Consider the following 26,301-nt stretch of genomic DNA (forward strand, 5'->3'; position numbering starts at 1 on the left):
AAATACGAATAGTATGATTAAAGTTTCAGATCTTGTTATTCCTACTATAAATGACTTAGAATTACAGAACAAGAAGGTACTGCTAAGAATTGATGTTAATTCGCCTGTGGATAAAAATACAGGAAAACTCTTAGATGATTCTAGAATAAAAGCTCATTCAATAACTATAAAAGAACTACTAAAGAAAGGAAATTCGATTGTTTTAATTTCACATCAAGGAAGACCTGGAGATGATGATTTTATATCACTGAAAGAACACTCTCTGTTACTATCAAAATATGTAGGGACAGAAATAGAGTTTGTAGAGGATATAATAGGTCCATATGCAGTAGAAAAGATTAAAAAACTAGATAATAAAGGGGTTATAATGCTAGAAAATATACGATTAATGTCTGAAGAACTAATAGAAGCACCACCTCAACAACACGCAAAAAGTTTTCTAATAAAGAAACTATCTCCTCTCTTCGATGCTTATGTAAACGATTCTTTTTCTGCAGCTCATAGAAGTCAACCTAGTTTAGTGGGTTTTCCACTCGTTCTCCCTTCTGCAGCAGGTATAGTGATGGAAAAAGAAGTTTCTGCATTGTCAAAGATATTCAACTATGAGGACTCTCCTAAAATATTCGTGTTGGGAGGAGGAAAGGTAAACGATACATTAAAAATTATAGAAAATCTGATCAAAAACAGAGTAGCTGATAGAATATTAACAGGAGGTCTAGTAGCAGAGCTTTTCGCTGTAGCTAAAGGTATAAATCTTGGAAAGAAAAACATGCAAGTACTAGAGAATAAAGGATTATTAAGCCTAGTACCAAGAGCTAGAAAAATGTTACTTAGCGGAGCTCCCATAGAAATTCCAGTGGATTTCGTTACTGAACAGGAAAATAGCCAAACTTTGGAAGAGCCAACAAGTAATCTGAAGGGAACCATCAAAGATATAGGAAACACGACTATAGAGATGTATTCCTCATTCATCAAAGAATCTAAAGTAGTAGTTCTGAGAGGACCAATGGGCGTAATTGAAGATGAGAGATTTAGGCGTGGTTCTAAAGCCTTATTAACTTCCGCAGTAGAAGGACCAGGTTATGTAATCATAGGCGGAGGACATATGATTAGTATGATCGATAAGAACATCCAAATTAATGAAAATAAAGTGCACGTTTCTACAGGTGGAGGTGCATTACTTTTATTCTTAGCCGGAGAGAAATTACCAGTACTAGAGTCATTACACCTTTCGTGGGTGGTGAGAAGTGGTAAAAGTTAAAGTTGCAATAAATGGTTATGGAACAATAGGAAAGCGAGTTGCAGATGCCATAAGATTACAGCCAGATATGGAATTGATTGGCGTTGCAAAAACATCTCCAAACTATGAAGCATTTACGGCAATGAGAAAGGGATATAAACTTTATACAACTAAAGAGAATATCCAGAAATTCCAGAATAGCGGAATTAATGTAGCAGGAAGCATTGAAGATATGATTAAGGATTCAGATATAATAATTGATGCAACGCCTGGAGGAGTAGGAGCTAATTATAAGAAAATATATCAAGAATATGGAAAGAAAGCAATATTCCAGGGAGGAGAAAAATCAGATGTAGCTGATGTCTCATTTTCCGCCTTATGCAACTATAATGATGCCATAAATAAAAATTACATTAGAGTTGTGTCTTGTAATACGACAGGAATTTTAAGAGTACTTTGTACTATAAATAATTTTGATAAAATAGAAAAAGTAAGAGGAACAATCGTTAGAAGAGCAGCAGATCCCAAAGAAGTAAAAAAGGGACCTATAAATTCTATTGTAGCTGATCCAGCAAGAATACCTAGTCATCATGCAAAAGACGTTCTAACAGTACTTAAGGGGATAGACATAATAACTAGTGCCCTGGTTGCTCCCACTACCTTAATGCATCTACATACTCTATTCATCACAACAAGGAATAAAGTTTCCAAAGAGGATTTACTGAATATCTTATCTAATACCCCAAGAATCTTGCTCCTTAACACCGAGAAAGCAGATGCAGAATCCACGGCTGAGATAATGGAAATAGCGAGAGATCTTGGTAGATATAGAAACGATGTGCCTGAGACTGTAATATTTGAAGATTCTATATACACGAACGGAAACGAAATCTTCCTAATGTATGGAGTGCATCAAGAGTCTATAGTAGTCCCTGAAAATATTGACGCAATAAGGGCATCATTAAATATTATGAGCCGTGATGAGTCAATAAGACTTACAAATGAAACCTTAAAAATAGGTAAAGGGTATCTAATATGACCGAGCCCACCTATATAGTAAGTTTTTGGTTAAGAAGAATATTGGTGCCTATTGACGGTTCTGAAAATAGTCTAAGAGCTTTGGACCTTGCTGTAGACTTCGCGATGAGGTATGGTTCGAAAGTAACTGTATTACACGTATGTGAAAACTGCAATGATAAAGAAGTAGAAGAGCATGTAAAAAAGAGAGTTAACGGAAGAATAGTATATGACTTTAAAGTACTGAAATATTCCAGCAAAGAAAGTAGCGTGTCAAATGAAATTCTAAAACATATAAACGAATCGACTTATGATGCAGTAATCATGGGTGCCAGAGGACTCTCAATTAGCAGTGAATTAAATGTTGGTTCAGTAGCAGTTTCAGTTGCCTTAAATGCTCCAACAACAGTTATTTTGGTTAGATAAGTAATGATATTACCTTGCTGGAGTACTTTGCCAAATCTACATTAGTGAATGTATATTTTACCTCTAAGAACTCTTTTCTAAACTCTGTTACTTTTTTCTTTACTTCCTTGACGTCTTTATTTTCAATCGCTACTTCTCTCATTAGCCTAGCTATAATTCTCATTTCTTCTTCTTTCATCCCAAATCGTGTCATTTCCTGAACTCCCAATCTTACACCACTAGGATCTTTTACTGCACTAGGTGGATCGTACGGGAGCAAGTTCTTATTAGCTATAATATTAGCTTCCTCGAATAGCTTAGCTACCTTAGCACCTCCTCCCAAGTTTCTTACATCTATTGCTACTTGGTGACTTTTGGTAAAACCTAAATGTTCACCTATTACCTTAAATCCTTCTGCTGCTAAAGCTTCAGCCAATGCTTTAGCATTCTTCACTATCTGTTGGGCATACTCCTTTCCGAAATACTTCATTTCTAATGCTGTTATTGCAGTACTTGGCAACCTATGAAGATGATGATTACTGACAAACCAAGGGAAAATAGTATCACTCACTTTCTTATATAAAGAGTCATCGTTAGTAACTATGAGCCCGCCTTGAGGACCAGGAAATGTTTTATGAGTAGATGCAGTTACGACATCCGCACCTTCTTCCAAGGGATTATGCCAAGCCTTACCTACAATAAGTCCATATACGTGAGCTGAATCATACACAAGCTTAGCTCCTACTGCATGAACATGAGGAGCTAGTTCTTTTACAGGATGCGGAAATAGATATAAACTACCGCCTAATGTCACAAACTTAGGTTTTACCTCTTCAATAAGTTTTATAGCTTTATCTACATCCACATTCATTGATTCTTGATCATAAGGCATTTCAATTTGCTCTATACCCAATGCACCTAATGTACCAAATCTTGTATGACTCACATGCGCACCAGCCTGAACAGGAGCAATTACAGCCTTATCTCCTGAATCGGCAAGAACCCTAAAAACGCCTGCATTTGCTATTGTTCCACTAACAGCTCTTAAGTCTGCATACTTAGAAGAGGATATTTCAGAAACAAGCTTCATTGCTAATTCTTCAATTTCGTCAGCGTATTTAGTACCTTGATAATATCTTTTAAAAGGTTTCCCTTCAGCGTATCTATACATAAAATCGCTCATATAAACTGACTCAGCTAGAGGACTCATTACATTCTCAGAAGGAATGAGATTTATAGTCTCTAGCCTTCTCCACCTATTCTGTTCTCTTGTGATCTGAAGAATCTTTTCTAACTCCTCAGGAATTTTATCCATGAAAATAATACGTAATAACAAGTTTTTAAACTTTCATACCACGGCCTAATTTTGCATGGGCTTTACCTAGTTCTTTATTAGCTAATGCTGAAAGCAGGTTAAGCTCACCAGCTAATACAGCTGATGCAACTATTTCGGCAAACTTCCTAGCATTGGAACCAGGAGGATTCCCGCTTCCTAAGACTCCCATAATCGATAATGCTTCCCTTTGGGTAGGTAATCTAGTTCCTCCTCCAACTGTTCCCACTTCCAGAGAGTTTAAAGTTATAGAGATATAGAGCCCGTTTTCCCTAACCTCAGTCCACGTGTATCCCATACTACTCTCGACAACTTGGGCTATATCTTGACCTGTTGCAAGAAATATTGCTGCTATAATATTTGCGAAGTGTGCGTTATACTGAAATATATTACCAGCCCTAGCACCACCTAACCAATTCTTTCTTAAGTTAACCTCGTGAATCAGATGTTTATCTGATTTAAGAGCTGATTTGACTATACTATCAGGTATTAGTGCCTCTGCAACAACTGTTTTTCCCCTTCCATGCAATGCATTAATCATTGATTGTTTCTTATCGCTACATACATTACCACTTACAGCTAAACAAGTTGCCTTCCCAAATTCTTTCTCTATGAACTCACATAATTTCTCAGATGCAATAGTAGCCATATTCATACCCATAGCATCACCGGTACTAAAAACAAACCTTAGCCAAACATTATTACCCAAGATCAGTGGTTCAATCTTAGATAATTTACCATGAGAAGTGGTACTATTTGCTACTTGCTCTAATTTTTCCTTATTCTTATCTACCCACTCTAGAAACTCTGCAACGTCTCTTATACTATCTAATTTGAATATAGGCGCTCTCGTCATTCCATCATAAAATATCTTAACTCTGGTTCCTCCACTTAGAGTTACTGCTTTCGCGCCTCTATTAACACTTGCAATTAATGCTCCCTCTGTGGTTGCTAATGGAACATAAAAATCGCCTTTTGCATATTCACCATCTATTTTTAGTGGACCTATGATCCCTAATGGGACTTGAACTGCCCCTATTACATTTTCAGCATTTTTATTTCTTATTTCTGCATAATCTATGATCGTAGAACCTATAGATGGAAGCTTAGCCCCTGTCAGTTTCTCTATTGCTAATCTTCTTGCAACCATAGCCGCATTAGCTTCAAGTAAATTATCTATTTCATGAAACTGTATTTGACCTTTAACAACTTTGTCAACAATGTTATCAATTGTTTCCTGCATCTAATACCACTCTAAATTTAATACCATACTGTATTAAACCATTATACGAATCATTCCTCATTCTCCTAAATACTGCCTCCACTCTTACACCTTCTTTAAGCTTAGAAGGTTCGGCATCAGTAATAGGTGCAACAATGTTTACACCTTCATCAAGTCTCACTAAACCTACTATCATCGGAGATTGTTTTTCAAATCCGTCTCTTGGTTGATATAATATAGTGTAATCAACTAAGGAACCAGTACCTTTGCTAAATATTTTTTCTACATCCAAGGAACCGCAAACTTCACATATCTTCTGGTAAGGGAATTTTATATTCCCACATTTTTTACATTTACCTAATGCTAATCTATATAAAGTATCTTTTAGTCTCCAGCTTGTTGAAGGACTAATTTTCATCCAACTCACCTACTGAGAACAGCTAAATAAGAAGTATTTCCCAGATCATCATTTGAAAGAATTATTCCTTTTTCAGCGTTTGCACTCTTACCCTTAAACTGATTTGTCAAATGAAGGAATACCTCCCCTAACTGATATATTGCAGTTCCACCACCGATATAGCCACGTGCCTTTAATCCACCACTAAGGTTAATGTCAAGAGAATCAACAACATCTAAACCTTTTCCTCTCTCTGCTAGCTTGAGCTCTTCAATTTCTAATGCAGCCATAATACTATAAGAATCGTGTATTTCGTATACAACATCTCTCTTTGGCAAATCCCCTAACTCGTTTCTAGCTTTAGCTACTGATGGTAATGAAGGATCAGATAGATTCATAGCTCCTATATTTCCTACTATTCCATCAATCTTTACGGGAGAATCAAAATATCTCTTTGCTACTTCATCTGCAGTTACTAGGACTACTGAGGCACCGTCAGCTCTGGCACCTACATCAAATATTCTTAATGGATCTGAAACTATTTGAGAATTAACCACTGTGTTTTTGTCTACTTTAAATTTCAAATATGCTAAAGGATTTTCTGATGCGTTTTGATGCATCTTTATAGGCCATTTAGTAAAATACTCATAATCTACGTTATATTTCTTCATATATCTCTTCATTAATAATGCACTATATGCATGAGGGGTTATTCCAACGTGGTATGTATAATCGTTATCTAGATTATATGAAAGATATTCATTTACATATTTGGACGGATAATCAGAGAACTTGTCTATTCCAATAAGTAACACTTTTTTTGCAACTCCTGATTTAATGAACGAGTAAGCGGTTAATATCGATGCACCGCCATTATCTCCGTTCTCAATTCTCATAACTTTTGTGTTTTGAAGACCTAAACCAGATGATATCTTGTAAGATGAAAGAATATTTTTCCCTAATACGTCTATATATCCACTAGATACTATTACAATATCTGGCTGGTCATACTCCTTAATCTTTGTAATTAGTTGTTTATAAGCCTCAGAAACGAGATCCTTTTCAGAAAGCTCATAATATCTATCTAGCTTAGTTAGTCCACAACCAACTATTGATACCACTATTCATACACCTTATATTTACCTGTCGTCTTTGCATATGTAGAATATGAAACAAGCACTTTTCTTTCAATATAATAATTAACCGTTGGTGCTAATTTTTGCTTTTCTAGAATCTTATCTGTAACTAATATGCTGAAAGCATCGCTGCCTGCACCACTACCGAAGGGTGCAACAAGAATCCTCTGACCTGGTTTGGCTATATCAAGAACCTTAGCCAAACCCAATAAAGCTGAGGCATTATAGGGATTTCCTATATAAGGAGAAACTAAACCATCTTTAACTTTATCCATACTAATTTCTAACTTTCTAGCTACTTGAAGAGGAAACTTGCCGTTAGGTTGATGGAAAACAAAGTAATCAAAATCAGATATCTTGTAGCCATTTTCCCTGAACAATAAGTTAACAGCTGACAATATATGATCGAAATATGCTGGTTCTCCAGTAAATCCCTCGCCATGCACTGGATAAGGCATGCCGTCTCTTCTCCAGAAGTCTGGTGTATCTGAGGTATATGAAACAGCTGCCTCTATAACTGCTCCAGCCTCATTCTCTGGACCGACGATATATGAGACAGATGCAGCAGCAGAACTTAACTCCAATACATCACCGGGATTAGACTGTGCTGTGTCACTCCCTATTACCAAGCCATATTTTATTTTAGAAGCTTCAACCATACCGCCAACCAGTCTCAACGCAGCCGATGCTCCCCTACAGGCAAATTCCATATCTGCACCTAAACTATCATTAGTTACTCCTAATGCGTCTATAAGAATTGTTGCAGTAGGCTTTACCGCATATACTTTAGACTCAGATCCGAATAAAACAACGCCTATCTGAGAAGGATCGATATTTGCCCTTCTCAAAGCATTCTTTGATGACTCCCATGCCATTGTTGTTGAATCTTCATCTACATCTGGGACTGCTTTTTCTGAGAGACCTAGGTTTTTAACAACCTGACTCTCTAATCCCCATAAATTAGCTATTTCGTTTACATTTATTCTATATCTAGGAATATATGCACCCCATCCTACAATACCGCTTCGCATGCTATCCTTATTATAACACTTATTAACGCATATAAAATTTTCGACACTTGTTGAAACCTATATAGTCAATTGTCGAAAAACTAATTAGGGAAATTGGTTACAAATAGGTAGATGATGAAATTAAAAAAAGAGATCGATGATCAACTCAGCTCACTCTGAACTTCTATCTGCGAAAAACATTTGATGACGTTTAGGTTTTAAATTAGATACAATAAACTCAAAGGCAGCTTGAGGATTACTGTCAACTCCGCATGTATAGACGTCTAGTGTTGCATATTTATATTCGTTCCATGTATGTAGAGCGATATGACTCTCCTCTACTAGGGCTATTACAGATACCCCACCCTTCTTGCCACCAAAACTCCATGACTTTATCTCTACTAGGTTCATTTTAGCTATTTTAACAGCTTCTAAAACTAATCCTTCTAGAAGATCCTTATCCATAAGCAACTTATCATCGATATCATATAAGTTTCCGAAAACGTGCTTACCTACTATTCTATCCTGATTAGAGGGGGTTTGAGAAGAAAGTTGTTGTGACATCTCCTTTTCTATTACCCTCCATCACCACTTGTACAGAATGAGATATATAAAGTAAACTATTCCTGTTATCCTTTGAAATAAACTAATATACGAGAATGTAATATGGCTCATGATGGCTAATAAATACCTTATTGCACTTGGAATAATCATACTCGTTTTAGTATCTATAGGAGTACTCTTCTATACCCAGAATAGAGATATAGTAGTTTATCCAGAGATTTACAGCTTTAGCCTTAACTACAATACGGGAAATGTAACATACGTTTTCTACGTTAATGGAGTAAATAATGGATTATTCTCAACCACATTGAATATAACCCTTTACGTCCAGGCTGCAACCTTAAGCCAAACTAATAACGTTTCACATTACGTATACAAGAACTATCAAAAAAGTGTTACATTATCACTACAATCACACTCTTCTGAAGGAGCTTTTGTAGCAGTTACTATTCCTGTTAACTATCAGATAACCGATGTAGGAATATACGGAACTGGTAGTTTTAATTATGCTTTGCAATACAAGCCAAATAGTACTTTAGCTTCTCAACTGTTCGCATATGAACAATTAGCTAGCCGTTTTCAGACTCCTTCATCAGCTTACTCAACTACTACAAATGCCAGTATTAAACCAATAAAAGGAGTCGCATATGGAATTCAGCAAAGTCCAGTTTATTTTACCTATTATGTTAAGAATAACACTGTAATTAGAGTTAATTACTTCTTCCTTAATGCAAGCCTATTAAAAATACAGCCTGGTGAGTACACTGTTAAGGTTTATGCTAATAACACTCTAATTAATCAAACACAAATAACCTTAAACCCTAAGCAAATTTCTATTGTATTATTTCCATTATCCTATCAATCAACATCTGAGAAGTATGATATTTCAGTATACCTTTATAACGACTCAGTTACTTATTACTTTTATTTCGAGGATCTGGAATTAGGGTAAATATTAACCTTTATTTTGACCCTTTAATCAAGAATATCATTACAGGAAAAGTATAATTAACTCAATAAATCCCCAAAATTTTCCTCACATAATTATAAGTCAGATTAGCGATAAAAGTTTATAAGCATGATATTCCAAAATAAAATCGCCGCCGTAGCTCAGCCTGGTTAGAGCGCCGGACTCATACGGTAATGTAAATCTGGGATATCCGGTTGTCCGGGGTTCAAATCCCCGCGGCGGCACTGAAGAATTTTTCATCATTTCTAGCTTCACGTTGCATATATTGAGGTATAAATTACTGATAGACATAGAAAATTACATGAATAAGTTTAATTGCTTATTCATACCTTAAAGCATTAGAAGAAATTATTTAATATTCTGCCCCGATCTAATAAATGCTGAATTCAAGTTGAAGGCGACTGTGACATATTATAAACCAGAAGAGATTCCGATTGTCCCAGGTCTTGTTGGAATTAAAGTGATAAAGGTTCAAGAAGAACAAATAGAGTATAGAAAGGAAGAAGAATTGGAAAATATTGAACGTGAAAATTTGATAGTATATATCGTTAGTAATAATGGGCTAAGAGTAGTAAACGGGCTAAAAAGTAAATACGCATTACCTGAGCCCCTTAAACTGCTACGAATTGGTGTACCAAAAGAAGTTAACTCTGAAAATATTACGTTTGAATACGTAACATTTTTCGATAAGGATTACGTATTAATAGGTTTTTATACTACTTATGAATTCGACAAACCTTTTGTTGTGTTAGAGTTTGAGAAAAATCAGACTAAAATAATTTCAAAGAGCGAGAACGATAGAGCAGAAGTAGTCACAAACCAAAAAGTTAAGAAAAAAACCAGTAAGAAAAAGAAGAGAAAGAAAAGTGCTAAGAAGTCTAGTTCTAAACGAAAAATTAAGGGCAAGAGTACTAGAAAGAGCTGAAGAATTCCTGCTAAATAACAAAGCAGACGAAGAAGTATGGTTTAGAGAACTAGTACTATGTATATTAACGTCTAATTCCTCATTTATCTCAGCTTACAAATCAATGAACTATATACTTGATAAAATATTGTATATGGACGAGAAAGAAATATCTATTCTTCTCCAGGAATCTGGATACAGGTTTTATAACTTAAAAGCTAAGTACCTTTACCGAGCAAAGAACCTTTATGGTAAAGTTAAGAAAACTATCAAAGAAATAGCAGACAAAGACCAAATGCAAGCACGAGAGTTTATTGCAACCCATATATATGGTATAGGCTATAAAGAGGCTAGCCATTTTTTAAGAAACGTCGGTTATCTAGATCTTGCAATAATAGATAGGCATATTCTTAGGTTTATTAACAACTTAGGAATACCTATAAAACTGAAAAGTAAGAGGGAATACTTACTAGCAGAAAGTTTACTTAGAAGCATTGCAAATAATCTTAATGTTCAAGTGGGTTTGTTGGATTTATTTATATTTTTCAAACAAACTAATACTATCGTAAAATAGAACAAAAAAGTATAAAAAGGAGTATAAATGATTAGTTGTGAAACAAAAATGCTAAGACGTGAAAATTTCAATCGTCTTGCAGTTGAATTAAAAGTTGAAAATTCTCTTATAGATTTATTTTTACTTGTAGCTTCTGTTTCTTGTTCATCATCAATCTCATCATGTTAAACACTATTTGATAATTCTTGAATGGGTGGGAAGACTATGCAAGTCAAGATACTAATAACAGACCCTATAAGTGAAATTCTCATAAATAAATTAACAAAATATAATATCAAAATAGATTATAGACCCGATATATCAAAGGAGGAATTACAAAAAATAATTTATGATTATGATGTGATAGTAGTAAGAAGTAGAACCAGAGTAGATAAAGAATTAATAGAGAAAGGTAAGAAATTAAAAGTAATTGCAAGGGCTGGTATAGGAGTAGATAATATAGATACTGAAGAAGCTGAAAAAAGAAATATAAGAGTTGTATACGCACCAGGGACATCTACTGATTCTGCTGCAGAGTTAACAATAGGACTAATGATAGCAGCAGCAAGAAACTTATATAATGCTATAAATTTAGCAAAAACAGGCGTATTCAAGAAAATTGAAGGAGTAGAACTTGCTGGCAAGACAATAGGAATTATAGGGTTTGGAAGGATCGGAAGTAAAGTAGCTACCGTTGCCAACGCTCTCGGAATGAAAGTACTAGCTTATGATATACTCGATATTAAGGAGAGAGCTCTGAAGATGGGAGCAGAACCTTGTACTTTAGATGATATGTTACCAAGAGCCGATATAATAACACTTCATGTAACTGTAGGTAAAGAAACAAAGTATATTTTAGATAGGGAACAATTTGAGAAAATGAAAAACAACGTTATTATAGTTAACACCAGTAGAGCAGCTGTGGTAAACGGAAAGATATTACTTGAATTTATCAGAAAGGGAAAAATATTCGCATACGCTACCGACGTATTCTGGAATGAGCCTCCTAAAGAAGAATGGGAATATGAATTACTTAGACATGAGAGAGTAATAGTCACTCCTCATATTGGAGCACAGACTAAAGAAGCTCAAGATAGAGTGGCAGAAGTTACCGCACAAAATCTCATAAATGTGATGAAAGAGATGAGGTTGATTTAAAATGTTATTAATACCAGGACCTGTAGAGGTTCCAAAAAGCGTTCTGGCTGCAACTAGCCTAGTAATAGACCATCGAGGGAATAAATTCAAAGATATAGTTAATAGACTTGAAAAACTTATGATTAAACATTTCTCTTCTAAGAGAGTAGCTCTTCTTACAGGTTCAGGCACACTTGCAGTTGAAGCTATGGTTTATTCATTTACTAAAAGAGGTGAAAAAGTACTAGCACTTTCTTATGGCGAGTTTGGACGAAGACTTGCAGAGTCCATAAAGAGAAGGGGAGCAACATTAAGACTCTACGATAAACCTATGGGACACTCCTTTTCACTGGAAGAAGTAAAACAGATTATAGAAGAAAATAAAGATGTTACCACAGTAGCACTAGTGCATAATGAGACTAGTACAGGAATTGCACTGAGAAACTTAGAGGAAATAAGTAGGTTCATTAAAAACAAGGGATTAAAACTAATAGTAGACTCTGTATCTGGCTTTGCTGCCTATCAATTAATGGTTAATGAATGGAAAATTGATGCTGTTGCGACTGGTAGTCAAAAAGCTCTAGCATCGGTACCTGGATTGGGCTTTGTAGCAGTATCTAGAGATGGCTTAAACGAAATGGTGAATGAAGATTTGCCAACATATTTAGACGTATCATTACATTTGAAGTTTCAAGACAAATACGAAACACCATTTACCCCTGCAACAGGAGTATTTAACGCTACGTTAAGAGCTGCAGAATTACTTGAGTTAGAAGGAGTAGAACGAAGATGGAAAAGGCATGAGGCTTGTACTAAATATGTAAGAGATGCACTATCATACTTTGGTTTCAGTCTATTAGGTAACGAGAATAACTTTTCTAATACAGTTGTAGCAGCAATTCCGCCTATAAAGGATTATAGAGCTAAATTAAAGGAGTTTAATGTCGAAATAGCAGGAGGTATGGGAGAACTTAGAGATAAAGTTGTTAGAATAGGTCTTTTAGGTATAGTTGATGATAGAGCTGTTATGAAGCTAATAGGAATAACAGCAAGAATGTTTCACAGTCAATATGAAAAAGAGCCTCCATTAGAATGTAAACTTCCAGAAGAATTAAGAGAAGAGATTGAATGGAGTTAATCTTTTTTCCTGAAGTTTAATATGTAGCATGTATGACAATAGACAAGATTAACGAAATATTTAAAGAAAATTGGAAAAATAAATTAACAAAATATGAAATTGCAAGAATAATAAGTGCGCGCGCATTACAATTATCTATGGGAGCCTTACCACTGATAGATACTTCTAACCTAAAATCTGATGACGTAATAAGTATAGCTGAGGAGGAATTAAAAAGAGGAGTTCTTCCGATAACTATAAGGAGAATTTATCCCAACGGGCAGGTTGAACTTATAAGTGTAAGAAAAATAGAGAACAGATAAATACAAATGTCATGCAAAACTCCAAAAAACTACACACTTGTAATTGCTGAAAAAAGTAAGGCAGCAAGAAAAATCGCAGAAGCGTTGTCAAATAACTATTCATATTGTAAAAAATTCTACGTCAACTTCTGGATTGTAAATTACTCCTCTAAATATTATATAATATCACCAGCTGCAGGTCATTTGTTCAACTTATATGGCAATTCCTCATTTCCTGTCTATGAAACAGAATGGAAACCTTTATGGCAAATAGATCCTTCAGCTAGATATACAAAGAAATATTACGATTTAATTAAATCTCTATCTAAAGATGCACAGGAGTTTATCAATGCATGCGATTACGATATAGAAGGATCATTGATAGGTTATCTCATAATAAATTTTTTAGGTGATATAAAAAGAGCTAAGAGAGCAAAATTTTCTGCTCTGACTAAAGAAGATATACTAAACTCTTTCAGAAACTTAAAACCTTTAGACTATGACATGATTCATGCAGGTATAGCTAGACATAAAGTAGATTGGTTGTGGGGCATTAACGTAAGTAGAGCCCTTATGAAGAGCGTATATACACTTACACGAAAAAGAGTAATCCTAAGTGCTGGCAGAGTTCAGAGCCCGACATTAATACATGTAATAAACAATACAGTAAAGAGAGAATTATTTGTTCCTTTACCATACTATTCAATTAATTTAACCATTAATTTAAAAAATAAAGAATTTAAGATAACAATACCAAAAACTTTCGAGAACAAGAATGAAGCAAAACAATACTTAGAGGAAATAAAAAAGGTAGGTGAAGTCACAGTAACTAACATAGAGTTAAAAGATGCTGTAATTTATAGACCGCCACCATTTAATTTAACAGATTTACAGCTAGAAGCTGGAAGACTATTTGGTTATTCACCATATTTAGTTGAAAGACTTGCGGAGAACCTGTACCTAAATGGGCTAATAAGTTATCCTAGAACTAATAGTCAAAAAATACCACCTTCTGTAAATATTTATCAAATAATTGACTCCCTCTCTAAGTCAAAAAGATACGGATCACTGATAAACACATTGTCTCAAATTACCAAAGGGAAGTATATAGTAAGGCAAGGAGAAAAAGATGATCCAGCACATCCTGCAATATATCCAACTGGAGAATTACCCTATAATTTGGATACCAAGGAATTGAAACTATATGAATTAATTTTGAGACGATTTTTAGCTTCAATGTCCACAGACGCTAGAGTTAGAAAACAAGAAATAACTTTAAGGATTCCTAAAGTTGATATTGAACTAAAACTGAACATACAGAGCCTGATATATAAAGGTTGGATAATCTTATACCCATACACTAAGTTCTCAGATGAGGAACTTCTGGATGTGAAAAAAGGAGATAAAGGGCGTATTGTAAGGGCTAACAGTACAATGAAAGTCACAAAGCCTGATACACAACGAGTATCAAAGATTCAATTACTTAAATGGATGGAGTCGAATAACTTAGGAACTGAAGCTACAAGAGGTAGAATTATAGAGACACTGTTCAAAAGAAAGTATTTAATGAGTAAGGGTAAGTACGCTTATCCCACGCCCATCGGAATCGTAGTAACTGATGTTTTATCATCTTATTTTAAGGACTTGACGGATGTGAGATTAACATCAGAGATGGAAAAAAAATTAAACGGAATTATTAGCGGAAAATTTTCTGAGAACGAAGTAGTTGAGGAAACTAAGAAACTAATAGAGAAATACATTAATGAATTTGAAAATTCAAAGAACGATATTGGAACTAAAATAGGAAAAATTCTAGGTCTATTAGAGTATAAAAAATGCAAATATTGTGAATTAGAAGTCTATAAAGATGATCTGTGTAAATATCACTTAAATGCAATAAAACTTCTTAAAGATAACTTGAAAATATGGAAGGAGAGGACAGATCTAACAGAAGAATCAATTATTAAAAAACTTAAAAAGCTTAACACTGCAGGGAAATTTATAAGAGATGTATTGAATACATACTATAACTGATGATGTGAGTCATGCCATCTTGATTGATGATATTAACCCTGGGGTAACTGATTTGTTATAGAGCCTTATACTTCTCGTGCCAAGCCTCATATACCTTGATTACTTCTGAATTTACACTGGGTTTCCTTATTTTAAGGATCTCCTTAAAGTCCTCCATATTAACAGCTCTAGGTTGCTCTAATTTTTTGTCGAACATCTCCTTTACTACCCTTATATGGGCAGCTTGAACTATGTCTTTTATATCACTTGCAGTATACCCTTCTGTCATTTTAGCTAGTTCATCTATATTAACATTGTCCATTTTTATCTTTGAAGTATAGTGTAATAATAGTGACTTTCTCTGCTCAATATCTGGTAAGCGTATGTATATTCTCTTCTGAAATCTTCTTAAGAACGGCTCGTCTAGTCTCCAAGGCTTATTGGTTGCACCTATAACATAGACCTTAAAATTCTCAGATTTATCCTGCAAACCATCCATTTCCTTCAGGAATTGATTTCTGACCCTAACTTCCCCACCATTTTCACTATTATATGTACCAAGTAATGCATCTATCTCGTCTATGAATATTATCACAGGTTTGCCATCCTTCTTGGACAATTCTCTAGCACTGTTGAATATTTTTGCTACATTTTTCTCAGCCTCGCCTAGCCACTTAGACATCACTGATGCTGCGTCGACTTGAATAAAATATGAGTCGATCTCATTAGCTACAGCAGCTGCAATCATTGTTTTACCACAGCCTGGCGGTCCATAAACCAATATACCTCTAGGCCATCCTAACGGAAATAGATCTGGTCTTCTTGTAGGATAGACAATAGCCTCTTTTAGAGCCTCCTTAACGTCTTCCAAACCCACGATGTCATTAAAGTTTACTTTAGGTTTCTCCTTCATTACTAAATCGTCTACAGAGACTTGACTGTGTTTACCATTCCCATTCCCCGCACCATCAGCAGGAATTAATTCCTTTAAAACCTCTATTCGTCTTTTATACTCATTAATCATTTGCTCATATATAGCAGCTGTCGATCCGTCCCTATATAGAGAAACCAGTTGTGCTAATACCTCGATCGCTTTCTTGTAGTTGGTAATTGCCTCTTCAGCATTTCCCTCTTTGTCGGCTTTTACAGCATTTATAGCATATTTCCTTGCCATCTCTTCAAGCATTACTTGGGCAGACATACTTAACCCTCAAGAACAATTAGACCCTTTTCTTCGAGTCTCCTTAACACATTGAAAACTTCATCTTTACTAACATCAAAATTCTTAGCTATGTAATCTACATCAATAAATCCACCAGTAGTCTTTATGTAATTTAGTATCATATCCTCTGATAAACTCTTCTTGTTGCTACTTTGAACTTGTTTAGCTACTCTCTTTGGTAACTCTGAAGGTGGATGGGGTAGTTCTGGCAACAATTCTCTAACTTTTACTTCAGCCATCTTCTGAGCTTCTTCCATTATCTGTTTCGCTTGTTCGTCAGCAACTGTTGGAACAAATGTCTTCTCGCTTAATGCACCAGTTTCAATGGCTATACTATTTACGCTACTCGTTATTGAATCTAAAGCGAGAGCCACTTCTGGTGCAATACCTCTAACTTGCTCCTTTAATTCTCCTAGTATACGCATTACTGGGAATAGCACCAGAGAAACTCCCTGTAGCTCCTGGACGGTATCTAGTTTTAATCTTACCTTTTCTATAGCTAAATATGCAGTATATATTATTTTAATCATTTTTCGTATGTCCGAGATCTCTTGTGCATATATCGTAGCTCTCGCTATATCTCCTTCAATTTGAGATCTAATGACTTTCTCAAAGAGATCTTTGTCTCTCTCCCTTAATCTCCTTATTGCTTCGTCTAATCTATCCTGCTGCTCTTTTAATTTTAAAGATATTTCAGTTATCGCTTTGGACAAATGCACCTTTCTCTTTCTATCACTATTAAAAATTATCGATAACTTATCAAACATCCTATGTCACTAATTCTTCATAAAGTATTTATTACCCTTACTGGTATTGGAACAGACACTTCAGACTTATTACCCTCGTTCTTATTTGACTGTTCTGTTGACGTGTTTAATGAGGCAGAAGGCTTAAGTTCTATTACCTCCTTATCCAATCCGTCAAGTTTATCTAGAGTTTTCTTTATATCGTCTCTTTCCAATGCATAACTATCCCTAGACAGTCTTAGAATTTCCATAGAATTTTTATATGCAAGTTCTGGTATTTCACCCGATATGTAATTTATCTTCAATGCAATCATAGCTCTATCAATTTGAGCAACTTGGTCCTCTATTGAGTTTAATCTATCTTTTAATCTTCCCTTTAATCTTGAATGCTCATCTCTTATCTTTAGCAACTCACTGTCTAACTTCCTTTTCATATCCTCATATGTACTTTTAGGTATCTCTTGCCTAGAGTATAACTCCTCGAGCGCTCTTTGTCTCTTCCTTATCTTCTCCATCTGTCCTAATACTTTCAAAGAGTCGGTTTTCCAATCAGGTAATATTACTACAGAATCTCCATCAACTTTTACGCTATTCGGAGAATATGTCTTGATTTCTTCACCTTTAAATAATTCAATACCTGTTATTGTACCATCAATTTCAGTATAAACATGAACTATTACTCCAGCATCACGACCATAAACGTCCTTTACCTTTTGCCCTATGAACTTTGTTAATACCTCAACCGGAATGCCCATGGTATTACTCCTCAAAGTTATCAGCTATGATGATTATATTTATAAGAATTTAGGCTCTTCAGTAGGTAGAGGTTCATCATCAATAAGCGCTTTTAACCCTCATCATTAGCCCCATAATATTACGCTAATTAGCTTATAAACATTTAAAGATGAACCTAATAATTAATGAGCCTGGAAACATTTCACTATATTGCTAATCAATTATCAGGTATATTTAACTTCAATGGAGAGCCTTTAGCTACAGCATTAATAATACTAGGATTGGCAATACTTTCAATAATGATATTGGCTGGGTTAATTTATGGAGCAATAAAGGTAGTTAAAGCAGTTCCAAACATGCCTTTTAAACAGTTCATCATAGTAATGCTAATGATAGCAGTATTCTTAGTAATTGTTGGAGTACTAATACCCTAAAGGTAAAAATTTTTACCGTAAAACTCTAATCCATAATCCAACTCTATTTCTATTAACCTGTTATACTTACTTGTTCTCTCTCCTCTTGAAGGTGCACCAGTTTTGATGAACTCACTTTGGGTACCTACTGCAAGATCAGCTATTATAGAATCTTCGGTCTCTCCGCTCCTGTGGCTAACAATTGTCTTCACAGCATTTCTTCTAGCGAAATCTATATAATCTAAAGTTTCGGTTATGGTTCCAATTTGATTGGGCTTTACTATGGTACCTTTACTTGACATTCTTTCTATTCCCTTCTTCAAATATTCTATATTTGTCACATACAAATCGTCACCGGTTACAATAGTTTTTTTCAGCTTACTTTGCAACTGAGAAAATGAATCATAATCGTTCTCTTCAAAGGGATCTTCAATATACATTAAAGGATACATATCTGCTAATTGCTTGTAGTAATCTATCAATTCACCTGCAGTATACCTCTTACCATCTAGTTCATAGTGAGACTCATGAAAGAAATTAGAGGCTGCAGCGTCCATACCCATAAAAATCTTGTCCTCATATCCTAGGCTTTTTATAGATGTATAAACGAGATCCAATGCGTCCATCGTCTTTTCAAGTGGAGGAGAAAATCCCCCTTCATCACCTAAGGCTGTATATATCTTTCCATACCTTTCTGTGATTAAGTCCTTTAGCCTTTTATATACTTCGATGGAGGCTTGAATGGCTTCTGTAAACTTATCAAAATTCTTGGGAATTATGATAAATTCCTGAATCTTTAGATTATTTCCTGCGTGAAGACCACCATTTAATATATTCAAAAGAGGCATTGGAATGTATTTGGCTCTGGGACCTCCTATATATTCAAAGTACTCCTGTCCTAAAGCTCTTGATGCAGTTTTCAAAACAGCTATAGAAGTTGCTATCATAGTATTACCACCAATTCTTGATTTATTTTGTGTGCCATCAAGCCTTATTAGCGTTGTATCTATAACCCTTTGCCTTCTCACATCATAATCTTTTAGAGAATCACTCAATACAGTATTTACTAGTTCTACGGCATCAATAACTCTCCCATTTTTATCCTTCAGCTCTACGGCTTCATTTGCACCTTTTGATGCTCCTGCAGGAGCATCGCCAAATCCTACTATTCCGTCGTAAGTTTCCACTCTAACTCTGATTGTCCTATTAGCTCTAGAATCAATTATCTCATAACCCTTTAATTTCCTTATTCTAAACCTATCGTTCATTTTAAGTCTGTTTGTGTATATTTTGGATAAGATAATAAATGTTAGTCTCGGAGGCTGTTCTTCCACTATTATTCTATGGAATATTAACGCCTGTATACCAAGTAATTTTAAGGGGGAAAATTAGTAATGTAAAAGGGTTTTATCTAGCCTGGATAACAGCACCGTTCCTGGTGGGATATTTCTTTTACTCAACTTTAGTTGAGGTTTTTCTGTTACTTATATTCAATATAATTGGCTATATCATTGTTCTTAAAAATAAATACAAGTACATATTTCCACTACTTCTTTTTTCAGCAGTGATAATACAAATATTTTATATCTTAACAACACTACATACTATTCATGGTTAGAAAGAAAGCAATTGAAGCAGACGTTTGTCCTAACTGTGGTAAAAAAGCTGAAAAACCAGTTAAGACATGGCAATTGGTATCTCCATTACCAGACGCCTACGGAAGAATAACAATTACAGTTATGGGATCATATGAATGCGGTAATTGTGGACATAAATGGAAAGCAGTAGTTTCTAAGATAAAAGCTGGTGGAAGCTCAGTAGAAATTGAAGGAAAGAAAGGAAAGAAAACTATAGGAGAGGAGAAAGAAGATAAAAGAGAGGGAGAAGTTATAGAATTGGATATAAGTGATTTAGATGAAGAAGAGTGATGTAGCGATAGTACTTGTCGTGATACTAATTTACGTTGTATTGTTCTCTGGAATTGTCCAGACAGCCAGTATTGAAGGAGTGTCAATGTATCCAGTTTTCCAAAACGGATTCCTTACTTTTTATGTATCACCGTCTGATATCTCAGTAGGAAACATAGTTATATATAAGTCAACTGTCGGTACTTATGTTATCCATCAGGTGATACATATCGATGGAAATTCTTACGTGACAAAAGGTGTTGATAACATAACAAATTACCTTCCAGATAATAAAATAGGTTTAGAGCCTCAATCTGGAATTCCAAAAACAGCAGTTATTGGAAAAGTAGCTGAGGTAAATGGGTTTGTAATAAGTATACCCTACTTAGGTTATATTTCTATATTATTCTCTTCATTGTAGATTTTTTACCTTACCCTCTTGTCTTAATCTATAAACTCTGTATGTAGGAGTTATTGTGCTTGGATGATTTGCAGTAACTTGGTCTATTCTACCTACAGCAGTATTGGTAGGAGATGAGATTACATTATTAGGATTGTTGTAAGCCTCTCTAGCTATCTCAGTTAGAGCCTCTGCAAAAGAGTCTAATACTTCCTTAGGCTCAGTCTCTGTTGGTTCAATCATAATAGATTCCTCTATATTTGGAGGAAAATATATTGTTGGTGCATAGAAACCCCTATCAAGTAAGGCTTTAGCTATATCGAAAGCTGTAACACCCTTATCCCTCGCCAACTCCTTTGCTGAAAATACAACCTCATGTTTTCTTGGTCTATACGGAGCAATTAGATCTAAGCCTTTGACATTTCTAAGCTTAAAAATAATATAGTTGGTTGCTAAGGTACTTAGTTTTCCTATCATGGATAATCCCTCAGCTCCAAGTCCTAGAATGTATACATATGATCTTACAACATTTCCTATGTTACCATAAAAAGATGCAATCTTTCCTATAGTGTGCTTTGGAATGTAATCTATGGCATATTTACCATTTTTCTTTTCTACTATTGGATAAGGTAGAAAATCTACCATATCTCCTTTAGCACATATAGCACCTGCACCTGGTCCTCCTCCTCCATGTGGAACTGCAAACGTTTTATGAAGATTAAGATGAACTATATCAAAACCCATGTCTCCTGGTCTCACTACACCCAATATTCCATTCATATTAGCTCCATCATAGTATAGCTTAGCATCTACGTTATGAAGCAACTTAGCTATTTCCACTATATTTTCTTCGAAAAGACCTAAAGTATTTGGATTAGTGAGCATAAATCCAGCTGTTTTCTCTCCTACTACCTCTCTTAATAAATCAATATCCACTAACCCCTCTTTATTAGATCTAATATAGATTACCTTGTAACCAGCCATCGCAGCACTTGCTGGGTTAGTTCCATGTGCAGTATCTGCAACTAACATTTCATCTCTACTAAACCTCTCCTTTAATTCATGATACTTCTTTATCATCAGAACGCCAGCTAACTCGCCTGCTGAACCAGCCGGTACTTGCAAACTACATATATCAGTCCCTGTTATTTCAGCTAACATAAGTTGCATTTCATAAATGATCTCTAAGATTCCTTGAACAGTCTCAGAATCCTGCAAGGGATGTAAACCTGAAACAACGTCGCTTATCTTTTCTTCGACTTTTGGATTATATTTCATTGTGCAGGAACCCAGCGGTACAAATCCTGTATCTACACCAAAACTCATTTGGGATAATCTTATGTAGTGTCTTACAGCCTCTAACTCACTAATGGAAGGTAGATTAGGCTCATTTCTCCTCTTTAGATTTTCAGGAATGTTTAAGGTTATTTCTTTTCTTAAACTATCGTCATGAGTAATTAAAGTTCCTACTCTGCCATTGCCCTTATATTCAGTTATTAATGGTTCATCCCACTTCGCTTGTCTCCACACATCAAAGCACCTCCGCTATACTTTTGACTAGCTCATCAATCATAACCCTTGTATGGACCTCAGTAAAGCAAAATAACGCACAATAATCATTTAGCTGTAAACCCCCGTGTATTCGTTTATTTAAGAGACTTGAATGGATCAAATTATAATTCTTAGGAAATTGAATTACAAATTCTTCAAAGAACTCCCCTGAATATGGAGATTTAAAACCGAGTTCTTCAAATTTCTTTTTGGCGTAGTGACTTCTTACATATATTTCTTCTGCTAGATCCCTTAGACCATGTTTACCTAATAACGAAAGATAGACCGCTGAACCTATTGCCATAAGTGTTTCATTTGTAGTTATATTTGATGTGGCTTTCTCCCTTCTTGTAAACTGTTCTCTTGTTTGCAATATTAATGTGAAAGCCCTATTCCCTTTTTCATCTTTTGTTAAACCTACAATCCTACCAGGCATTTGTCTCACTAGTTGAGAATCCCACCTTACAGCAAAAATGCCCATAAGCGGACCTCCATAGTTTAGTGGTAATCCAATTTCTTGCCCATCACCTACTGCTATGTCAATACCGTATTCCCCTGGGGGCTTAATTAAACCAAGAGATAATGGAGACACCCCCATAATAGTTATTATATTTTTCTTCTTTGCAAAATCCACTATATATTCTATGTTTTCCTCAAAAATTCCGTAAAAATTAGGTTGCTGAATATAAATGGCAGATACGTCGTCTGTGTTAATTTGTTCTAATTTTTCGATATCTATTTGACCTGATGTAGAATCTGTAGGCAATTCGGTTATTCTGATACCTTTACCGTAAACCCATGTCTTTACTACCTCTCTATGGTAAGGATTCATATTTGAAGGCAAAAGCACGCTCTTTCTCCGATTTATTCTATGTGCCATCAGAACAGCTTCCGCTATAGCACTAGCCCAATCGTACATTGATGCATTTACAAACTCCATTTCTAATAATTCAGCCATAAGGCTTTGATATTCATAAATTGCCTGCAGAAGACCTTGAGAGATTTCAGGTTGATACGGAGTATAAGCAGTATAAAACTCCGATCTAGACATAATGAACTTTACAGCCTCCGGTATATAGTGAGGGCATAGACCCCCTCCTATAAAAGGAGGGTATTTAAGTTCTAGATTTTTCTTCTTCAGTTCATTAAGCCTTTGAGAAATCTCGTACTCGGAAAGAGGTTTATCATAAGGTATGTTAAGTTTCCTTTTAAGTATCAAATCTTGAGGAACGTCAGAAAATAAATTCATAATGTCATTAACGCCTATTTCCTTGAGCATTTCCTCGGTATACTTTAAGTTAGGTAACCAAGGATGCATTTCCATATTTAAGGTCATTCTCACATTATATACCAGATGGTTAATAATGTTTAGTTCACCACTTTTGGATATTGAGACAAAACTAAATGCAGATATAGGAGAATTCGCAAACTGGAAAATGCCTATGAAATATACTAGTTATCAAGACGAACATCTTCTAGTAAGAACATCAGTAGCATTCTTTGATATATCCCATATGGGTAGACTTAAAGTTTCAGGAAACCAAAATGAACTGGAATTCCTCGTCTCCAAAGAAATTTCTAAAAACAAACCAAATTCAATGATTGGACCCACAGCATTTCTTAATGACAAGGGAGGATTCGAAGATGATGTAATGATTTATAAGGTATCAGAAAATGAATTCTTAATCGTAACTAATGCTATAAATCGTGAGAAAATAATTAATTGGATAGGAAAAAATTCTGGATTGAATGTTGAAGATCTGACATTTAAATATGGGATGCTTGCAATTCAGGGAAGGAACGTCTGGAATTTCATAGAAAAAGCTGAGGTTAAACCACTAGAGTTTATTTTAAATACCAAGTTTCTTGGGGAAAACGTATTTTTACTAAGTAGATCAGGTTGGACAGGAGAAGATGGCTTAGAAGTTTGGGCTGATGCAAATACGCTAACTTCGATAATTCAGAAATTACTGAAACTTGGTATAAAACCGGCAGGATTAATAGCTAGAGATAGTTTGAGGCAAGAAATGGGGTACGTATTATACGGAGAGGACATAGATTCCAACATTACACCAGTGGAAGCAAGATATTGGGTGTTCTCACTCGATAAGGATTTCATAGGTAAAGAAAAAATAATGGAACATGTAGAGAATGGTGTTAATAGAATAAGATTAGGATTCAAACTTAAGAAAGATGATAGACTTCTTCCTCGAAAAGATTATAAGATAAAGTCTCCCTTAGGCTCAAGGGATGTCGGATACGTAACAAGTAGCACATTCAGTCCCTATTTAAACAGGGTTATTGGAATGGGGTACATAAAACCTGAGTACGCTTACATAGGCTATGAGCTTGCAATAGATATTAGAGGGAAACAAGTAAAAGCAAAAATTTCCGATTTCCCTCTTATTAATACGAGGTGAAACTTTAATGAGTGTAGTAATCGACGGTAAATATCTAATTCTTAAAGATAGGCATTACACCGAGACCGATGAGTGGATATTAATCAACGGGAACATTGCAACAGTTGGAATAACAGATTACGCTCAGAAGAAACTTAAGGATATAGTAGGAATAGAACTACCACAAGTGGGTAGAGAAGTAACTATAGGAGAACAAGTTGCTGTCGTGGAATCTGTTAAGGCTGCTGCAGATATATTTTCCCCTCTCTCCGGTAGTGTACTAGAAGTAAATAAGGAATTACAGAGTTCCCCTGAGACAATTAATAAGGATCCTTATGGTAGGGGATGGATATTCAAACTAAAGATAAAAGATGAGAAAGAGGTATCTAAATTACTAAATTTCGAACAATACATTATTTCGATAAAACAAAGAGAGGGAATTTAATGAGCAGTGTAGAAATATTAGAGGATTATATACCACAGTTAACAAGACCTTCTTACCTTATTGTCGGATTACCCGATGCTGGATTAGTAGGTACAATTGCCACCGAATTCCTTGTCAAAAAATTAGGATTAAGTGAATTTGCTACTATTTATGCACCTGATATTTTACCGCCGATAATGCATGTAAGAGACGGAATAGCTAAATCACCATTGAAGTTTTATCATAATGGTAAGAACATGATAGTATTTCACTCATATATAGCATTACCTTTCTCAGTGATTAACCAGATAGCTAAAACTTTGATCGACTTCGCAAAGAAGTATGGGATAAATAACATAATTTCCATAACAGGCATACCAGTAGAGAACAGATTATCTGCGACTACACTAAATTCATTTGTAATAGGGAATAACCAACAAGTAACTGAAGAGATAGAAAAAATGGGATTGTCGAAAAAGTTTGGTGAAGGATATATAGCAGGTCCTTATGCCCCCATATTATCCTATTCCCAAAGGGAAAAGTTAAATAATATAATAATAGTCGTCGAATCTTTTATGGATTTGCCAGATCCAGAAGCTTCCGCAATAGCTTTATCCATCTTGTCAAAATACATTGGTTTCCCCTTGGATACAGAAGAACTACTTAAAGAGGCTGAGGAAGTTAGAGAGAGAATTAGGGGACTTATGTCTCAGACTAGAGAGGAATTACCAAAGTACGCAACAGGTAGACCGATGACATACGCGTGAGATTATGCCAGTTTTTAAAGATTTAGAGGACTTAATTAATAACCTGATAAAGAAAGAAGAAGAGAGACTAAAGAAGATAAGGAAAGAGATCGAGAAAGAAATCAAAGAAGTAGAAGAAAGTATAGGGTTCTCCAGAGAGCCCTTGTATACAATGAGAGAATTAATGGACGAATATGAATATATAATTGATATACCAAAAGCAGACTTACAGAGTCTAAAAGTTGATGTAGTTAAAGATATAATGAGAGTAGAGTGTATGACCAAATCTGGTGGAAGATACTTTCTGAGGATAAGACTACCACCAGACATTGACCCGGGTACAGCTAACATAAGGAGAGAAAAATGGCTTATTATAGTTACTTTGAAAAAGCATAGATAATTTTCATACTCTTAATAATACTTAGAAAGATTTTTATA

At 35.1% G+C, this 26,301-nt stretch carries 30 protein-coding genes and 1 tRNA gene; 19 read left to right on the forward strand and 12 right to left on the reverse strand.

Annotated features, from left to right (window positions below; translation table 11 throughout):
- Window positions 1-13: 13 nt before the first annotated feature.
- Genes SACI_RS06480 through SACI_RS06490 form a run of 3 tightly spaced genes read left to right on the forward strand, consistent with a single transcriptional unit; the run spans window position 14 to window position 2,683 of the window.
- The gene (locus SACI_RS06480) at window positions 14-1,261 is read left to right on the forward strand and encodes a phosphoglycerate kinase (protein WP_011278192.1); all 1,248 of its coding nucleotides are present in this window, start codon (window positions 14-16) and stop codon (window positions 1,259-1,261) included.
- The gene (locus SACI_RS06485; protein WP_011278193.1) at window positions 1,248-2,279 is read left to right on the forward strand and encodes a phosphorylating glyceraldehyde-3-phosphate dehydrogenase; all 1,032 of its coding nucleotides are present in this window, start codon (window positions 1,248-1,250) and stop codon (window positions 2,277-2,279) included. The genes SACI_RS06480 and SACI_RS06485 overlap by 14 nt, the downstream gene beginning before the upstream one ends.
- Entirely contained in the window at window positions 2,276-2,683 is a 408-nt protein-coding gene (locus SACI_RS06490) for a universal stress protein (protein ID WP_011278194.1), read from the forward strand. The genes SACI_RS06485 and SACI_RS06490 overlap by 4 nt, the downstream gene beginning before the upstream one ends.
- On the opposite strand, the gene glyA is transcribed toward SACI_RS06490, so the two are convergent.
- The 6 genes from glyA to speD form a co-directional block, all read right to left on the reverse strand.
- Window positions 2,676-3,977 carry a serine hydroxymethyltransferase gene (gene glyA, locus SACI_RS06495; RefSeq protein WP_011278195.1) on the reverse strand — a complete coding sequence of 434 codons (1,302 nt, stop codon included), beginning with the start codon at window positions 3,975-3,977 and terminating at the stop codon, window positions 2,676-2,678. The genes SACI_RS06490 and glyA overlap by 8 nt on opposite strands.
- Window positions 3,978-4,002: 25 nt before the next feature.
- A complete protein-coding gene (hmgA, locus tag SACI_RS06500) occupies window positions 4,003-5,238 on the reverse strand; it encodes a hydroxymethylglutaryl-CoA reductase (NADPH) (protein WP_011278196.1) in 1,236 nt (411 codons plus the stop codon).
- Window positions 5,222-5,635, reverse strand: a complete 414-nt coding sequence (locus tag SACI_RS06505) for a Zn-ribbon domain-containing OB-fold protein (RefSeq protein WP_011278197.1) — start codon at window positions 5,633-5,635, stop codon at window positions 5,222-5,224. Before SACI_RS06505 ends, hmgA begins: the two co-directional genes overlap by 17 nt.
- Window positions 5,636-5,640: 5 nt before the next feature.
- Entirely contained in the window at window positions 5,641-6,735 is a 1,095-nt protein-coding gene (locus tag SACI_RS06510) for a thiolase family protein (protein ID WP_011278198.1), read from the reverse strand.
- Window positions 6,735-7,781 (reverse strand): hydroxymethylglutaryl-CoA synthase, encoded by a 1,047-nt coding sequence (locus SACI_RS06515; protein WP_011278199.1) that lies wholly within the window; start codon window positions 7,779-7,781, stop codon window positions 6,735-6,737. Before SACI_RS06515 ends, SACI_RS06510 begins: the two co-directional genes overlap by 1 nt.
- A gap of 150 nt (window positions 7,782-7,931) precedes the next feature.
- On the reverse strand, window positions 7,932-8,324 hold the full coding sequence (gene speD, locus SACI_RS06520; protein WP_011278200.1) for an adenosylmethionine decarboxylase: 393 nt from the start codon (window positions 8,322-8,324) through the stop codon (window positions 7,932-7,934).
- Between the two features lie 112 nt (window positions 8,325-8,436).
- Between speD and SACI_RS06525 the strand changes: the two genes are divergently transcribed.
- From SACI_RS06525 to SACI_RS06560, 8 genes are all read left to right on the forward strand, one after another.
- Window positions 8,437-9,276, forward strand: coding sequence for a hypothetical protein (locus SACI_RS06525; protein WP_015385606.1), 840 nt, complete (start codon window positions 8,437-8,439; stop codon window positions 9,274-9,276).
- Window positions 9,277-9,423: 147 nt separating this feature from the next.
- A tRNA-Met gene (locus SACI_RS06530) sits at window positions 9,424-9,518 on the forward strand.
- 167 nt (window positions 9,519-9,685) lie between these two features.
- Window positions 9,686-10,219 (forward strand): hypothetical protein, encoded by a 534-nt coding sequence (locus tag SACI_RS06535; RefSeq protein ID WP_230937950.1) that lies wholly within the window; start codon window positions 9,686-9,688, stop codon window positions 10,217-10,219.
- Window positions 10,161-10,772, forward strand: a complete 612-nt coding sequence (locus SACI_RS06540; protein ID WP_011278203.1) for an N-glycosylase/DNA lyase — start codon at window positions 10,161-10,163, stop codon at window positions 10,770-10,772. The genes SACI_RS06535 and SACI_RS06540 overlap by 59 nt, the downstream gene beginning before the upstream one ends.
- 204 nt (window positions 10,773-10,976) lie before the next feature.
- Window positions 10,977-11,909 carry an NAD(P)-dependent oxidoreductase gene (locus SACI_RS06545; RefSeq protein ID WP_011278204.1) on the forward strand — a complete coding sequence of 311 codons (933 nt, stop codon included), beginning with the start codon at window positions 10,977-10,979 and terminating at the stop codon, window positions 11,907-11,909.
- A 1-nt stretch (window position 11,910) separates the two neighbouring features.
- Window positions 11,911-13,026 carry a pyridoxal-phosphate-dependent aminotransferase family protein gene (locus tag SACI_RS06550; protein WP_011278205.1) on the forward strand — a complete coding sequence of 372 codons (1,116 nt, stop codon included), beginning with the start codon at window positions 11,911-11,913 and terminating at the stop codon, window positions 13,024-13,026.
- Between the two features lie 32 nt (window positions 13,027-13,058).
- A complete protein-coding gene (locus tag SACI_RS06555; protein WP_011278206.1) occupies window positions 13,059-13,328 on the forward strand; it encodes a DNA-directed RNA polymerase subunit K in 270 nt (89 codons plus the stop codon).
- A gap of 6 nt (window positions 13,329-13,334) precedes the next feature.
- Entirely contained in the window at window positions 13,335-15,341 is a 2,007-nt protein-coding gene (locus SACI_RS06560) for a DNA topoisomerase I (protein WP_011278207.1), read from the forward strand.
- Window positions 15,342-15,396: 55 nt separating this feature from the next.
- Here SACI_RS06560 and cdvC read toward each other — a convergent pair whose 3' ends face one another.
- From cdvC to cdvA, 3 genes are read right to left on the reverse strand one after another with little or no spacing between them, the layout of a single operon-like run.
- Window positions 15,397-16,521, reverse strand: coding sequence for a cell division protein CdvC (gene cdvC / locus SACI_RS06565; RefSeq protein WP_011278208.1), 1,125 nt, complete (start codon window positions 16,519-16,521; stop codon window positions 15,397-15,399).
- Window positions 16,522-16,523: 2 nt separating this feature from the next.
- Window positions 16,524-17,309 (reverse strand): cell division protein CdvB, encoded by a 786-nt coding sequence (gene cdvB, locus SACI_RS06570; protein ID WP_011278209.1) that lies wholly within the window; start codon window positions 17,307-17,309, stop codon window positions 16,524-16,526.
- Between the two features lie 17 nt (window positions 17,310-17,326).
- A complete protein-coding gene (gene cdvA, locus SACI_RS06575; RefSeq protein WP_011278210.1) occupies window positions 17,327-18,043 on the reverse strand; it encodes a cell division protein CdvA in 717 nt (238 codons plus the stop codon).
- A 165-nt stretch (window positions 18,044-18,208) separates the two neighbouring features.
- Here cdvA and SACI_RS06580 point away from each other — a divergent pair, with 165 nt between their 5' ends.
- Window positions 18,209-18,457, forward strand: a complete 249-nt coding sequence (locus tag SACI_RS06580; RefSeq protein ID WP_011278211.1) for a hypothetical protein — start codon at window positions 18,209-18,211, stop codon at window positions 18,455-18,457.
- Here the strand turns inward: SACI_RS06580 and eno are convergent.
- A complete protein-coding gene (gene eno / locus SACI_RS06585; RefSeq protein ID WP_011278212.1) occupies window positions 18,454-19,704 on the reverse strand; it encodes a phosphopyruvate hydratase in 1,251 nt (416 codons plus the stop codon). The two genes, SACI_RS06580 and eno, sit on opposite strands and share 4 nt — an antisense overlap.
- Window positions 19,705-19,742: 38 nt before the next feature.
- Between eno and SACI_RS06590 the strand changes: the two genes are divergently transcribed.
- The 3 genes from SACI_RS06590 to SACI_RS06600 are packed head-to-tail and all read left to right on the forward strand — an operon-like array spanning window position 19,743 to window position 20,764.
- The gene (locus SACI_RS06590; protein ID WP_011278213.1) at window positions 19,743-20,054 is read left to right on the forward strand and encodes a hypothetical protein; all 312 of its coding nucleotides are present in this window, start codon (window positions 19,743-19,745) and stop codon (window positions 20,052-20,054) included.
- A complete protein-coding gene (locus tag SACI_RS06595) occupies window positions 20,047-20,364 on the forward strand; it encodes a hypothetical protein (RefSeq protein ID WP_011278214.1) in 318 nt (105 codons plus the stop codon). Before SACI_RS06590 ends, SACI_RS06595 begins: the two co-directional genes overlap by 8 nt.
- The gene (locus SACI_RS06600; RefSeq protein ID WP_011278215.1) at window positions 20,351-20,764 is read left to right on the forward strand and encodes a signal peptidase I; all 414 of its coding nucleotides are present in this window, start codon (window positions 20,351-20,353) and stop codon (window positions 20,762-20,764) included. Before SACI_RS06595 ends, SACI_RS06600 begins: the two co-directional genes overlap by 14 nt.
- Here the strand turns inward: SACI_RS06600 and gcvPB are convergent.
- Window positions 20,756-22,273, reverse strand: a complete 1,518-nt coding sequence (gene gcvPB, locus SACI_RS06605) for an aminomethyl-transferring glycine dehydrogenase subunit GcvPB (protein WP_011278216.1) — start codon at window positions 22,271-22,273, stop codon at window positions 20,756-20,758. The genes SACI_RS06600 and gcvPB overlap by 9 nt on opposite strands.
- 1 nt (window position 22,274) lies before the next feature.
- Window positions 22,275-23,618 carry an aminomethyl-transferring glycine dehydrogenase subunit GcvPA gene (gene gcvPA, locus SACI_RS06610; RefSeq protein ID WP_011278217.1) on the reverse strand — a complete coding sequence of 448 codons (1,344 nt, stop codon included), beginning with the start codon at window positions 23,616-23,618 and terminating at the stop codon, window positions 22,275-22,277.
- A 40-nt stretch (window positions 23,619-23,658) separates the two neighbouring features.
- On the opposite strand from gcvPA, the gene gcvT reads away from it, so the two are divergent.
- From gcvT to SACI_RS06630, 4 genes are read left to right on the forward strand one after another with little or no spacing between them, the layout of a single operon-like run.
- Entirely contained in the window at window positions 23,659-24,714 is a 1,056-nt protein-coding gene (gene gcvT, locus SACI_RS06615) for a glycine cleavage system aminomethyltransferase GcvT (protein WP_011278218.1), read from the forward strand.
- A 7-nt stretch (window positions 24,715-24,721) separates the two neighbouring features.
- The gene (gcvH, locus tag SACI_RS06620; protein ID WP_011278219.1) at window positions 24,722-25,138 is read left to right on the forward strand and encodes a glycine cleavage system protein GcvH; all 417 of its coding nucleotides are present in this window, start codon (window positions 24,722-24,724) and stop codon (window positions 25,136-25,138) included.
- Window positions 25,138-25,884 (forward strand): proteasome assembly chaperone family protein, encoded by a 747-nt coding sequence (locus SACI_RS06625; RefSeq protein WP_011278220.1) that lies wholly within the window; start codon window positions 25,138-25,140, stop codon window positions 25,882-25,884. The genes gcvH and SACI_RS06625 overlap by 1 nt, the downstream gene beginning before the upstream one ends.
- Window positions 25,885-25,888: 4 nt before the next feature.
- Window positions 25,889-26,263, forward strand: coding sequence for an Hsp20/alpha crystallin family protein (locus SACI_RS06630; RefSeq protein ID WP_011278221.1), 375 nt, complete (start codon window positions 25,889-25,891; stop codon window positions 26,261-26,263).
- Window positions 26,264-26,301 lie beyond the last annotated feature (38 nt).

It is taken from the genome of Sulfolobus acidocaldarius DSM 639 (assembly GCF_000012285.1).
Classification (GTDB): Archaea; Thermoproteota; Thermoprotei_A; order Sulfolobales; family Sulfolobaceae; genus Sulfolobus; species Sulfolobus acidocaldarius.

Excerpts from the sequence above, each read along its gene's own strand:
- gcvH (WP_011278219.1), top strand. The coding sequence starts at position 24,722 with ATGAGTGTAGTAATCGACGGTAAATATCTAATTCTTAAAGATAGGCAT.
- SACI_RS06525 (WP_015385606.1), top strand. The coding sequence starts at position 8,437 with ATGGCTAATAAATACCTTATTGCACTTGGAATAATCATACTCGTTTTA.
- SACI_RS06590 (WP_011278213.1), top strand. The coding sequence starts at position 19,743 with ATGTTAGTCTCGGAGGCTGTTCTTCCACTATTATTCTATGGAATATTA.
- hmgA (WP_011278196.1), bottom strand. The coding sequence starts at position 5,238 with ATGCAGGAAACAATTGATAACATTGTTGACAAAGTTGTTAAAGGTCAA.
- SACI_RS06505 (WP_011278197.1), bottom strand. The coding sequence starts at position 5,635 with ATGAAAATTAGTCCTTCAACAAGCTGGAGACTAAAAGATACTTTATAT.
- gcvT (WP_011278218.1), top strand. The coding sequence starts at position 23,659 with ATGTTTAGTTCACCACTTTTGGATATTGAGACAAAACTAAATGCAGAT.
- SACI_RS06600 (WP_011278215.1), top strand. The coding sequence starts at position 20,351 with ATGAAGAAGAGTGATGTAGCGATAGTACTTGTCGTGATACTAATTTAC.
- SACI_RS06630 (WP_011278221.1), top strand. The coding sequence starts at position 25,889 with ATGCCAGTTTTTAAAGATTTAGAGGACTTAATTAATAACCTGATAAAG.
- SACI_RS06580 (WP_011278211.1), top strand. The coding sequence starts at position 18,209 with ATGAGCCTGGAAACATTTCACTATATTGCTAATCAATTATCAGGTATA.
- speD (WP_011278200.1), bottom strand. The coding sequence starts at position 8,324 with ATGTCACAACAACTTTCTTCTCAAACCCCCTCTAATCAGGATAGAATA.
- SACI_RS06560 (WP_011278207.1), top strand. The coding sequence starts at position 13,335 with ATGTCATGCAAAACTCCAAAAAACTACACACTTGTAATTGCTGAAAAA.
- cdvC (WP_011278208.1), bottom strand. The coding sequence starts at position 16,521 with ATGTCTGCCCAAGTAATGCTTGAAGAGATGGCAAGGAAATATGCTATA.
- SACI_RS06555 (WP_011278206.1), top strand. The coding sequence starts at position 13,059 with ATGACAATAGACAAGATTAACGAAATATTTAAAGAAAATTGGAAAAAT.
- SACI_RS06550 (WP_011278205.1), top strand. The coding sequence starts at position 11,911 with ATGTTATTAATACCAGGACCTGTAGAGGTTCCAAAAAGCGTTCTGGCT.
- SACI_RS06545 (WP_011278204.1), top strand. The coding sequence starts at position 10,977 with ATGCAAGTCAAGATACTAATAACAGACCCTATAAGTGAAATTCTCATA.
- cdvA (WP_011278210.1), bottom strand. The coding sequence starts at position 18,043 with ATGGGCATTCCGGTTGAGGTATTAACAAAGTTCATAGGGCAAAAGGTA.
- glyA (WP_011278195.1), bottom strand. The coding sequence starts at position 3,977 with ATGGATAAAATTCCTGAGGAGTTAGAAAAGATTCTTCAGATCACAAGA.
- SACI_RS06515 (WP_011278199.1), bottom strand. The coding sequence starts at position 7,781 with ATGCGAAGCGGTATTGTAGGATGGGGTGCATATATTCCTAGATATAGA.
- SACI_RS06595 (WP_011278214.1), top strand. The coding sequence starts at position 20,047 with ATGGTTAGAAAGAAAGCAATTGAAGCAGACGTTTGTCCTAACTGTGGT.
- SACI_RS06625 (WP_011278220.1), top strand. The coding sequence starts at position 25,138 with ATGAGCAGTGTAGAAATATTAGAGGATTATATACCACAGTTAACAAGA.
- SACI_RS06480 (WP_011278192.1), top strand. The coding sequence starts at position 14 with ATGATTAAAGTTTCAGATCTTGTTATTCCTACTATAAATGACTTAGAA.
- eno (WP_011278212.1), bottom strand. The coding sequence starts at position 19,704 with ATGAACGATAGGTTTAGAATAAGGAAATTAAAGGGTTATGAGATAATT.
- gcvPA (WP_011278217.1), bottom strand. The coding sequence starts at position 23,618 with ATGGAAATGCATCCTTGGTTACCTAACTTAAAGTATACCGAGGAAATG.
- cdvB (WP_011278209.1), bottom strand. The coding sequence starts at position 17,309 with ATGTTTGATAAGTTATCGATAATTTTTAATAGTGATAGAAAGAGAAAG.
- SACI_RS06490 (WP_011278194.1), top strand. The coding sequence starts at position 2,276 with ATGACCGAGCCCACCTATATAGTAAGTTTTTGGTTAAGAAGAATATTG.